Below are 10,428 nucleotides of genomic sequence, written 5' to 3' on the forward strand. Positions count from 1 at the left end.
CAGTGCTGGCTGCCGTAATTGGTCTCTCTGTCCTGATCGCCGGCTGCGAAACTCCTACCCCGCGACGCAACCTCCCCCCTTCAGAAACCGATCTTGCCCTCCTCAAAGAGGGAACCCTCTGTCTTCAGAAGGCTGAGTTTCTTCGGAGGCACCCTCCATCAACTGCCAAAATCACATCCTGGGGCACAGGGCAGGAGTTATCGATACCTGCCGATCGAAGCGCCGTCCATGGCGATGAGTCCTACTTCTTCGACGAGGACGGGACATTGGTCGGCGCACTGTTCACCTTTCCGTCCGGGCTAGACCTGGAACCCTATCCGGTGCTGCGACGCACCTTGTCACAGCTCAATCCAACACTTGAGTTTTACCTGAACGTGGCCAAGCTCGCTTCGAAGTCCAATATGGATTCAAGCTCTCTCTTCGAAACCGGAGACGAGAAAACAACCACGCAATACCTCGTCGTAGCGGCTCGAGAGCGTCCGACTCTCCTGCAAGCTTCTATGACCATTGATCCTTATGTCAGGCTGTTTTCTCCTTATCGACGGGATTTCCTGAATCGATTGAGACAGCCGGGGATTCACGAATCCGGGCAGCAGATCGATAGCCAGGGGAGTGATGATAAAGAGCCCTTCATCTCGCTTCAGCAGTTTGCACGAGGTCAGGCGGCACAACTATCCTATTGCGGGAGCCAGCAGTATGGAATTGCGGCCGACGCCTACCAGAAATCCATTGTTTCGGGTTTCTCGAACAAAGTCTGGAGGGCGGAAGCCCATCACAGGTACGGGCAGGCGTTATTCGGACTCGGTCAGTATGAAAAAGCCAAGGAGGAAATGCTCGAGTCGTTGAAAATTCGGCCGAACACGCCCGAAATTCTGAACAACCTCGGATCAGCCCAACAGAAACTCGGCGAAAAAGAGGCGGCACTGGCTTCGTTCGAGAAAGCCATTTTACTCAGACCGAACTACGCCATCGCTCGCTTCAATTTTGCCGAAGCGATCGAGTCCACCAATCCCACACGCGCCATTACCGAGTACGAGACTTACCTCGCTCTGGTAGAGGGCATTCCTGATGAAGCGGATCGGATTGCCTTGGTCAGGCAGCGTGTGAAGGCATTGAAAAGCAGGTAGTGCGCGTTGAAGCGCACCCGGGCATTCTTCGCCAAGAACAGAAGTGCCTAGCGGCGGATCTTTTCTTCTTCTTCTTGAAGTGTCTTGCAGGCAATGCAGAGGGTGGTTACGGGACGGGCTTTGAGCCTGGGATAGGGAATTTCTTCTTCGCAGCGTTCACAGGTCCCATACGTTTTGTTTTTCAATCGCTCGAGCGCTTCATCAATTTTCTTGAGAAGCTTCTGTTCACGTTCCTTAATGCGCATCGTAAAATTCTGATCGACTTCAGCAGAAGCTTGGTCGCTCACGTCGGGAAATGCCTCCTGTCCGCCTCGCTTGGCCAAGCCTCCCCCCGCCTCCTCCAAAATCGCATCTCGTTGTTTTTGAAGTTCTCGACGGATAATTCCATACTTTTCGCCACTAGCCGCGGTCTTGGACGGCCGCTTTGCAAGGGTGGACTGACGCGAGGTTCGTGTGGTGTGCTTGGTGGACGATCGTGCCTTCATCTTTCACCAGCGTGAGCGGGTGGTCTACAAATAAGGTGGAACTATAACAGGCACCTGGAAACGTGGTCAACGGGAGAAACAGCGAATCGGTGCGGGACCAGGCCTAGAGGTCCCTTCGGCCTTCGATCGACTTCAGTAACGTCACTTCATCGGCATACTCAATGTCCATGCCCACAGGAATTCCGTACGCAATCCGGGACACTCTGACTCCCAGCGGTTTCAGTTGATTCGTCAAATAAATGGCCGTGGCTTCTCCTTCGATCGTCGGATTCGTTGCCAGAATGATTTCCTGCACTTCCCCCAACTTGACACGATCGACCAAATCTTCCGCCCTAATGTCAGATGGTCCGACCCCGTCCAGTGGCGAGAGGGAACCGAGCAAGACGTGATACAAGCCACGATAGGCACCGGCACGTTCAACAGCATAAAGGGTGCTGGGCTCCTCCACCACCAGAATTTTCGTGCGGTCACGCTTCGGATCAAGACAGAATTCGCAGAGTTCGCCTTCTGCAATGTTGCGGCACTGTTGGCAAAACGAGAGCCCGTCTTTCACGGCGCGGATAGCATCGGCCAACCGCAAGGCATCCTCCCGCTCGGCTTTTAAGACATGGAACGCCAATCGCTGGGCGGTTTTCTGTCCTATGCCTGGAAGGCGGACAAGCTCTCGGACGAGTCGTGCGAGCAATCCCTGCTGGTCAACTGCCATGAGCGACTCGTCAGAACAATCCGGGCATATTCATGCCCCCGGTCACGGCCTTCATGTGATCAGCCATCATCTGGCGCGCCTTTCTCAGGGCATCGTTGGAAGCCGCCATGACCAGATCCTGCAACATATCCACATCTCCGCCTTTCACGGCTTCCGGATCAATCACAATGCCAACCAGTTCCATCGATCCATTGGCAGTCACTGTAACCATCCCGCCGCCGGCCGATCCCGTTACCGTCTTGCTCGCGGCTTCTTCTTGGAGCTTGGCCATTTGCGCCTGCATGGCCTGAGCTTGCTTGACGATGTTAGCCATATTCCCAAATGGGTTCTTCATTCCTGCACCTCTTTTTGGTTCGAGACTGCCCGAACATCTGCCAGTTCGGCACCGAATATCTCCAGCGCCTGCTTGACGACCGGATGGGATTTCGCCCGTTCAAACAACACCAACTTCTGCTCTTGCATCCTGGTCGCCTTCATCTCAGCCATAGTGGGACCGGGCGGATCCGCTTCGGTCAATTCGATGATGCGAAGCCGTACAGGTTGGCCGCTTAGGCGCTCGCACAACGCCACCAAGCTTTCCATGTTATCCGGCTTCTCCAGCATGCCTCGCGCCACGGTCGCCTGTCTGGCAAATCCAATGGTCGCGACATTTCCCTCAATGCCGACCAGTCGCCCCATCTCAAGGAATGGTGCAATGTGGGGGAACGTATGGCCGACCTCCTCCTGAAACTGCTCCCAGTTTAACTTCACCGTTAGCGGGGGAAGCGGGAAAGGACTTGCCGTCCGGTCTGATTCTTTAATTGAGCCCTCGGCTGTTGACCTCGTGGTCCGGACAACCGGAGTTTCGGAACGCGCCTTCAATGAAGCGCCAGAAGATGCGGACGCTTTCGACGCCGTCGCGGAAGATGTCGGGGGGTTCGGTGAGACCGGAGCCGAGGAGCGCTCCGGCACTTGGTCCTTGCCTAATCCGGGTGGCGAGACTTGAGGCGACCGCGCGGGCGTTGCGGATCGAACAGGCTGGTTGCCCTTCATGCCGTCGCGCTGAAATAATCGCGTGGCCTTCACCGCTGCAGTTTCCAGCACGAAGCGTGGATGGGCGCTGAATCGCAAGGCATCTTCTGCCTGCGTGAAGAAGCCGAAGATCTGTTGAAGCTGTTCCGGCGTCAAGGCCTTCCTGTCGGTGGCCATTTGTGCGAGATCTTCTGAAGTGGCCTCGATCAACATCGGCCATTCTTGTTCCGATGTAACAGATACCACGAGCACGTTACGGAGACGCTCGACGACATCTGCGCAGAATGCCCTGAGATCGTGTCCTTGATCCAAGAGCTGCGCAAGCACCCTCAACGCCGCGGCACTGTCTTGCGCCGTTATGGCCTGCATCATTGAATAGAGCAGCTCCTGCGGGACTGCTCCAAGCAAGGCTTCAAGATCTTCGTGTACGATCGTCTTCCCGCTGAACGCTACGGCCTGATCAAGCAGACTCAAGCCATCGCGCATGCTACCCTCACTGGCTCTTGCCAATGCGGCAAGACTCCTCTCCTCCAACACGATTGCATCCTGTTGCGCCACGTGACGCAATCGCTCGATTATTTCCGTTTTGGCGATTCTACGGAAGTTGTAGTGCTGGCAGCGCGAAAGGATTGTGGCAGGGATCTTGTGAATTTCTGTCGTAGCGAAAATGAACACGACGTGAGGCGGTGGCTCCTCCAGAGTCTTGAGCAACGCGTTGAAAGCTGAGTTCGAGAGCATATGCACTTCATCGATAATATAAACACGGTACGCTCCTCGAAACGGTGTAAACTTCACATTTTCACGAATCTCCCGCACATCGTCGACGCTCGTATTCGAGGCCCCGTCTATTTCGATGACGTCCACGGATGTTCCCTGGGCGATCTCCGTACAGTTGACGCAAGTCGTGCAGGGCCTGCCGGTTGGTCCTTGTTCGCAGTTCAACGCTTTTGCCAGAATGCGCGCAACGGTGGTCTTCCCCACGCCGCGCGTTCCGGAAAACAGATATGCGTGCGCGATTCGTTTGCTGTTGATGGAGTTAACCAGCGTCTGCACGACGTGAGTTTGACCGATCACGTCGTCGAAGGTTCCTGGCCGATACTTGCGCGCAGAAACTTGATAGTCCATAGGGCGTTAGCCGTGAACGGTTAAAAGAATTGGGAATTCATTTCCTCAAGACCACGGATGTCACCTCCCACAATCCGTAGCGGGGCCAGGTGATCCTGCGGCACCCAAAACGTTCTGCTTACCGTTGCTTCCTTCCGGACCTGGCGGAGTTCACAGGGTTCTGTTGCACAGGGCCCGGCCCCTAAACACACTGACGTGTATCATCCCCTCTGCCATACACAGCGACCCGCGGTCGAGGGAGCTTTATTTGGCGGAGAGGGTGGGATTCGAACCCACGGTCGAGTTGCCCCGACGCATGCTTTCCAAGCATGTCGATTCGTCCACTCTCGCACCTCTCCGCAACGCTTTTTCGAATTGCGGATCTTAACATGCGTTCCTATGAGCGGCAAGGCGTGCGTTTGACCAGTCACCGTAGCTTTCCTATACTGCAATCAGACAGGAAAGGACGTAAGGATATGAAAATCGTCATCGGCCTTCTCGTCGTCATCGTACTCCTTCTCGGCATCGTGCTGTTGCTACCCTTTCTTATCGACCTCAACAAGTATCAAGACCAATACAAGCCGCTGATTGAGGAAACCCTGAATCGCAAGGTTCAGATGCAAGACATTCGATTGACGATTTGGCCGCGGATCGGTGCCCGCGTGGGAGGCTTTGCAATCCTCGATGACCCTTCGTTCAATTCAGGTCCCTTCGCATCGCTCACTTCACTCGACGTCGGCGTGAAACTCATGCCTCTTCTCAGCAAGAGGGTGGAGGTCGAAGCGATCACACTGCGCGATCCTGTCATCACAGTCATCAAAAACAAGGCTGGGGTGTTGAACGTTTCGACGATCGGCCAGAAAGGTTCAGCGCAAGAAGCTGCGGCAGGATCAGGCTCCACACCGCCGCCGACTGGCAGCCCTCTCCAGGCACTGGCTCTCTTGGCGGTTGATAACGTATCAATCGAGGGAGGGAAGCTGACGTATCGTGATTTGTCGACGACACCCACAACGGAATATCAGATTCTAAACCTCGAACTGTTGCTGAAGTCCGTCAAACTGGGCCAGACGCCTACGATTCACCTAGGAGCGACGATACAGCCCTACAACCTTCCGGTCAGACTGGATGGCAGTTTCGGCCCCCTTCTCGAAACATTGGAGATCAAGCAATTCGACTTTGGGGTGGGAGTGGGGAAAACGGCTTTGAATCTGCAGGGGGCGTTCGTGGAAGGCGTGCTGGACACGACAATATCATCTCCGAGCATTAACACGGCCGACCTCCCCCTCACACTACCCCTGGAGAAGCCCGTGCAGATCAAAGATCTGGTTGCGGTAACGAAGGCAGTTTATCCATTCAAGCAAGGGGTTTCTCCGTTAGAAGTGGCCGATGTGACGGATCTGGGATTTGCTGTCGTCATGGGACCATCTGTGTTGAACGTCAAGGGGACGGTTCTTAACGGGCAGGCAAACGTGATCTTATCGTCCCCCTCTTTGAATACGGCCGATCTCCCGGTCGCGACCGGCCTTAGAAATCCCGTCGACGTCAAGAATCTCCAGGTGAATGCAGGCCTCAAAGGAAGTGATGCACGCTTGGCAAACCTTTCTTTCCGGCTGTTTGACGGGCAGGCGAAAGCACAAGGAGGGCTCTCCATCGGCTCGTCAGCGCCACCTTTCAATGGCAAAGTCACCATTCAGGGATTGCAGATCGGGAAAGCGCTCGAAGCCATGAGTCCGGACAGCAAGGTCTCAATCAGCGGAACTGCGGCGATGAACATTGCGGTAGCGGGACGTGGCTTCTCCATGTCCGATCTGACCAAATTTCTAGAAGGTCCTGCACATCTTGAAGTTAAAGACGGAAAGATCGAAGGGGTGAACCTAATGGAGGAAGCGGTGACGCTACTGAAGGTCGCAGGGATCGATCTCGACCAATCAAAAGCCACAGCGTTTTCCACAATTGAAACGGCCCTCCTCATCAAGCGTGGAGTGGTAAATGTCCAAAAGCTCTTGGTGGACAGTCACGATTTCCAAGCCACCGGCAATGGAACCATCGGGTTCGACCAAACGTTGAATCTGACTTTGAATTTGAACCTCTCCCAGACGCTCAGTCAGAGGATCGTCGGTTCTTCCCCAATAGCGAAGGTAGCAATGAAGGATGGACGACTCCGATTGCCATTGCGCATCACGGGCAGCGCGCAAAATCCTTCTTACGGATTAGATATGAAAGACCTAACCGGAAAAGCCCAGGAGCAGGTCCAAGAGAAATTGAAGGGTGCCGTAGAAGGACTTATACAGGGCACGACGAAACCCTCAGATTTGAAAAAAGAGGGACAGGACCTCTTGAAGGGCCTCTTTGGCCGCTAGCACGACGCGCTATGGCACCGCCGCGCAAAGCCCTCAACAAAAGGGAGGCAAGCTTGTGGTCGATTTGACCAACTAAGCTGATGGAAAAACCGAGAATTCATGAAATTGAACCGGAGCCAAGGATAGCCAAACCTCGTGTCTCCTCTCTTTGAGGTGAGGAGGGGAGTCCCCGTACAATCCTCAGAGCACACATGTAACTGCTACGGATTGATCCTACTCTACTCACTGAAAAGACGATGAATCTACTCTTCCTGCCTTGGATTTTCTACAACGTGGACGAGGAGTCGTTAATTTCCTTCCCCCTTTTCAGCGCGGCACACACGCGGTGCACGGTTGACCATTTCATAATTGCGGGCTCAAACACTATTGAGTTATACAACTACGGTATTTTCTTGAGATCGAACCGGGGGAAAGCTCGTCACCTCGGGGACCGAACGGCTGGCATTCTTCTCTTCGCCTGGATTTTCAAAACGGAGGATTTAATGAAGAAGGTTTTTGGGGTCTATCTGGTGTTAGTGATTGCATTTGCTATAACGCCAGCCGTCTGTGCTCAAGCGGAGACGGCTTCTGCTTCCCCCGCACCGGTCGACATCATTACGTTGAAGGACGGCAGCGTGATTTATGGTCAAGTCGTCGAAATGGAAGATGGTCTTTTAAAGATCAAGAGCGCCGCTGCGGGTGACGTAATCAAAATCAAATGGGAAGAGGTGACCAAGCTGAAGGTTTCTCGCCCGATACCTTTTCATCTCAAAGAGGGGACGGTCCTGATCGGCACAGCGGATGAGGGTGAGCCGGGTACCATAAATATCAAAGCGGAACCGATGCAGGGCACGATGACGGTTCCTTTGAAGTCTGTGACTTCAGTGAATCCCATCGTGCAACCCCCGGTCATTTATACTGGAAGCATCTCGGGTGCCTATTCTCAAACGACCGGAAACAGCCACTTGCGGAACGCCAGCTTTCTTGGTGATTTCGTCGCCAGGAGTGAACAACTCAGATTGTCCATCAACGGTCGTTACGTCTACGGTGACAACGCGAATACACTGGTCGCCCGGAATGCGAAGGGAACGATCAAACTCGATTTCTTTATCACTAAGCGGTTCTATTGGTTCGCCTCCGCGTATTTCGAGAACGATCGTTTTCAAGACCTGAAAATGCGCACCGCACTGGCCAGCGGTCCTGGTTACCAGATCATCGATCAAGGAGATTACAGCGGGATTTTCAAGAACATAACCTTCTACACTGAAGCCGGTTTGGCGTATTTCAATGAAGATTTTAAGATCGCTGAAGACAAGTCGGCCATGCGCGCACGGGTGTCAATGAAATTTGATTGGCCGATGTTCGACGGGGGCATCACTCTCTACCACTATAACGAAATCTACCCGTCTCTAGAGAACGGAAGCGACTTCTATCTGACGATGGACAATGGTTTGCGTTTCAAGATCTGGGAAGGATTTGTGAGCGGTATCCAGGTAACGACCCGGTACAACAATAATCCCCCGAGCGGCACTGGTGACACCGATAACCTGTATCTGCTGACGCTCGGCTACAGCTTCGATACCACGCGAAAGCGATAACGGCGGTAAGCGCGCAGTTCACCTCACTCCTCACATGGAGGACAAGCCATGCTAAAAGAATTTCAAGAATTCGCCATGAAAGGCAACGTGCTTGACATGGCCATCGGCGTCATAATCGGCGGTGCCTTCGGGAAAATCGTCTCGTCCCTTGTGAGCGACATCTTAATGCCGCCCGTCGGTTTGTTGATGGGAAACGCCGATTTCTCGAGCCTTTTCCTAAATCTTTCCAACACACCCCATCCATCGCTTGCCGCCGCCAAAGAGGCCGGAACACCAACGATCAACTATGGGGTATTCCTTCAAACGATATTCGATTTCATCATTATCGCGTTCGTGATTTTCCTGGTGGTCAAGCAGGTCAACAGAATGAAAAAGCCTCAGCCGGCCGCTGCTCCGAGCACTAAAGATTGCCCACACTGCCTCTCGGCCATCCCGGTAAGAGCCACCAAATGTGCGCACTGTGCATCGAATCTATAAGGATAACGGCAGGTGGGTTTCTCCACAGCCGAGCTTGATAACGAGGCTGCACAACCTCTAGTTGTACGACGCACCCCTGTTCGTCTCTAACACAGAGGACGGTCAACTGAGGTGTTCATCCAGATCCAGCTGCTTGGTCGACCAATTCAAGGCCTCTTTTAAGGACTGCAACTCCTTGCTTTCGGGATCTCGAATTTTCAAGACCTTGAAGAACAAAGCCTTCAAAGGGGCTAATGATCGCTTGTCCGGAATCTTCCCGAGAGCCCAGACGATTTCGGTCTGGACGCCAATATCGATACCCGGAGCTTCCAGCATCGACAACAGAGGATCCACAACTCGTCCGTCACCAGTGATGCCTCCGATTTTCCCCAGCCCCTTGGCTGCGGCCGCTTGAAGCTCGGGCTGATTTGAAGACTTCAGAATGTCGACGAGAAGGGGGATGCCCTCGGGGCCCATGTTCCCTAACGCAACTGCGGCTTCTCGATTGAGTTCTCGGTCTTTGAGCGCGTGCTTGAGTTTCGGCAGAGCTTCGTCCGCCTGCATCTCACCTAATAGGGAAATAATTTTGATCTTTCTGGCCTGCGGAGTGTCGCTCGCATCTAGAAGCTTCAGCAATCGTTCTGGGTGTCCCCATTCCACAGCGAGCAAAACGGGAAAATCATACTCTTCGAGTTTCTCCTGCAACTTGGCCATCGCGTAGGTACCCGGATTCCCCGCATTGGCTGCCTGTGCGGCAGCAACCGCGTCATCAAATGACGTGCGCACCTCTTTCTGCCACTTGATCTTCGTATCTCCCAAGAGATAACTCAATTGGCATGCTGGTCCTTTCCAGAGCCGAGAAGGCGAATCCGGCAAGTCCGCGTCACCACCTGCAGACGTGGTTCCTTCCCATGTCTTCCGTTGCTCACACTTGATCCTGAGTACGGCATCATGAGGTTTTGCCGCATCGGTGATGACCGTATACCCAAGTTCGCTCAGCCTGCGAGTTGCGACATCGGCAAAGGCGGCCGAATCAAGAGGCCCTTGTTCAGATAGAGCTATGGCATTGATCAACACGGTTTGAATCTTTGCCAATTGTGCCTTTTGCTCGGGAGTCAGATAATCTCGGTATGCCCAAGATGGCCCGGAAAGCAGTAATGCTACCAGTAAGGCCAGGGTCGCGCGTAACAACATCACATGCATGGTCTACCTCCTCCTCTGCTAGCAGGCAGAACTTATTATGTAGAACTTCATAAATTATACAGTTTGGCCGTCCAATATTGTACAGGACCTGTGAAGCAACTGATGCATATTTCAGCTGACCTCGTATGCCATGAAAACCATGCCATAAAACTCACTTATAATTATTTGGCAGGTATCACGAGAAATTGGCCCTTATCCCTGCGGGAGTATGGGTTGACAGTCATGCTCATCCGACGGTACAAAATACTGACAGGAACGTGTAATTTCGCTTATTTGCTAACTCAGTTGGATCAAGTTTCAGCAACACCCGCCGTGCGAGAGTGGCGGAACTGGCAGACGCGCGAGACTTAGGATCTCGTGGGTAACCGTGGGGGTTCAAGTCCCCCCTCTCGCACCAGA

General features: G+C 53.6%; 9 protein-coding genes, 2 tRNA genes and 1 other RNA gene. 5 read left to right on the forward strand and 7 right to left on the reverse strand.

Annotated features, from left to right (window positions below; translation table 11 throughout):
- Positions 1-1,127: tetratricopeptide repeat protein (locus ACWVCN_RS04775; protein ID WP_455244375.1), on the forward strand; the 1,127-nt coding region annotated here is incomplete at its 5' end.
- A 47-nt stretch (positions 1,128-1,174) separates the two neighbouring features.
- Here ACWVCN_RS04775 and ACWVCN_RS04780 read toward each other — a convergent pair.
- The 6 genes from ACWVCN_RS04780 to ACWVCN_RS04805 form a co-directional block, all read right to left on the reverse strand.
- Positions 1,175-1,612 carry a TraR/DksA family transcriptional regulator gene (locus ACWVCN_RS04780; RefSeq protein WP_455244376.1) on the reverse strand — a complete coding sequence of 146 codons (438 nt, stop codon included), beginning with the start codon at positions 1,610-1,612 and terminating at the stop codon, positions 1,175-1,177.
- Between the two features lie 103 nt (positions 1,613-1,715).
- Complete coding sequence (gene recR / locus ACWVCN_RS04785; protein ID WP_455244377.1) at positions 1,716-2,318, reverse strand: recombination mediator RecR; 603 nt, start codon at positions 2,316-2,318, stop codon at positions 1,716-1,718.
- 10 nt (positions 2,319-2,328) lie between these two features.
- The gene (locus ACWVCN_RS04790; RefSeq protein WP_455244378.1) at positions 2,329-2,652 is read right to left on the reverse strand and encodes a YbaB/EbfC family nucleoid-associated protein; all 324 of its coding nucleotides are present in this window, start codon (positions 2,650-2,652) and stop codon (positions 2,329-2,331) included.
- Complete coding sequence (gene dnaX / locus ACWVCN_RS04795) at positions 2,649-4,454, reverse strand: DNA polymerase III subunit gamma/tau (protein ID WP_455244379.1); 1,806 nt, start codon at positions 4,452-4,454, stop codon at positions 2,649-2,651. The genes ACWVCN_RS04790 and dnaX overlap by 4 nt, the downstream gene beginning before the upstream one ends.
- A gap of 80 nt (positions 4,455-4,534) precedes the next feature.
- Positions 4,535-4,634, reverse strand: an RNA gene (ffs, locus tag ACWVCN_RS04800) — signal recognition particle sRNA small type.
- A 68-nt stretch (positions 4,635-4,702) separates the two neighbouring features.
- A tRNA-Ser gene (locus ACWVCN_RS04805) sits at positions 4,703-4,792 on the reverse strand.
- A 117-nt stretch (positions 4,793-4,909) separates the two neighbouring features.
- On the opposite strand from ACWVCN_RS04805, the gene ACWVCN_RS04810 reads away from it, so the two are divergent.
- The 3 genes from ACWVCN_RS04810 (at position 4,910) to mscL (ending at position 8,847) form a co-directional block, all read left to right on the forward strand.
- Positions 4,910-6,793 carry an AsmA family protein gene (locus ACWVCN_RS04810; protein WP_455244380.1) on the forward strand — a complete coding sequence of 628 codons (1,884 nt, stop codon included), beginning with the start codon at positions 4,910-4,912 and terminating at the stop codon, positions 6,791-6,793.
- Positions 6,794-7,275: 482 nt separating this feature from the next.
- A complete protein-coding gene (locus tag ACWVCN_RS04815; RefSeq protein WP_455244381.1) occupies positions 7,276-8,370 on the forward strand; it encodes a DUF481 domain-containing protein in 1,095 nt (364 codons plus the stop codon).
- 48 nt (positions 8,371-8,418) lie between these two features.
- Entirely contained in the window at positions 8,419-8,847 is a 429-nt protein-coding gene (gene mscL / locus ACWVCN_RS04820) for a large conductance mechanosensitive channel protein MscL (protein WP_455244382.1), read from the forward strand.
- A 102-nt stretch (positions 8,848-8,949) separates the two neighbouring features.
- Here the strand turns inward: mscL and ACWVCN_RS04825 are convergent, their stop codons facing one another.
- Positions 8,950-10,029 (reverse strand): HEAT repeat domain-containing protein, encoded by a 1,080-nt coding sequence (locus ACWVCN_RS04825; protein WP_455244383.1) that lies wholly within the window; start codon positions 10,027-10,029, stop codon positions 8,950-8,952.
- Between the two features lie 314 nt (positions 10,030-10,343).
- Here ACWVCN_RS04825 and ACWVCN_RS04830 point away from each other — a divergent pair.
- Positions 10,344-10,426 (forward strand) — tRNA-Leu (locus ACWVCN_RS04830).
- The last annotated feature ends 2 nt before the right edge of the window (positions 10,427-10,428 follow it).

Source organism: Petrachloros mirabilis (genome assembly GCF_975968855.1).

Excerpts from the sequence above, each read along its gene's own strand:
- ACWVCN_RS04815 (WP_455244381.1), top strand. The coding sequence starts at position 7,276 with ATGAAGAAGGTTTTTGGGGTCTATCTGGTGTTAGTGATTGCATTTGCT.
- ACWVCN_RS04790 (WP_455244378.1), bottom strand. The coding sequence starts at position 2,652 with ATGAAGAACCCATTTGGGAATATGGCTAACATCGTCAAGCAAGCTCAG.
- ACWVCN_RS04810 (WP_455244380.1), top strand. The coding sequence starts at position 4,910 with ATGAAAATCGTCATCGGCCTTCTCGTCGTCATCGTACTCCTTCTCGGC.
- dnaX (WP_455244379.1), bottom strand. The coding sequence starts at position 4,454 with ATGGACTATCAAGTTTCTGCGCGCAAGTATCGGCCAGGAACCTTCGAC.
- mscL (WP_455244382.1), top strand. The coding sequence starts at position 8,419 with ATGCTAAAAGAATTTCAAGAATTCGCCATGAAAGGCAACGTGCTTGAC.
- ACWVCN_RS04780 (WP_455244376.1), bottom strand. The coding sequence starts at position 1,612 with ATGAAGGCACGATCGTCCACCAAGCACACCACACGAACCTCGCGTCAG.
- recR (WP_455244377.1), bottom strand. The coding sequence starts at position 2,318 with ATGGCAGTTGACCAGCAGGGATTGCTCGCACGACTCGTCCGAGAGCTT.
- ACWVCN_RS04825 (WP_455244383.1), bottom strand. The coding sequence starts at position 10,029 with ATGCATGTGATGTTGTTACGCGCGACCCTGGCCTTACTGGTAGCATTA.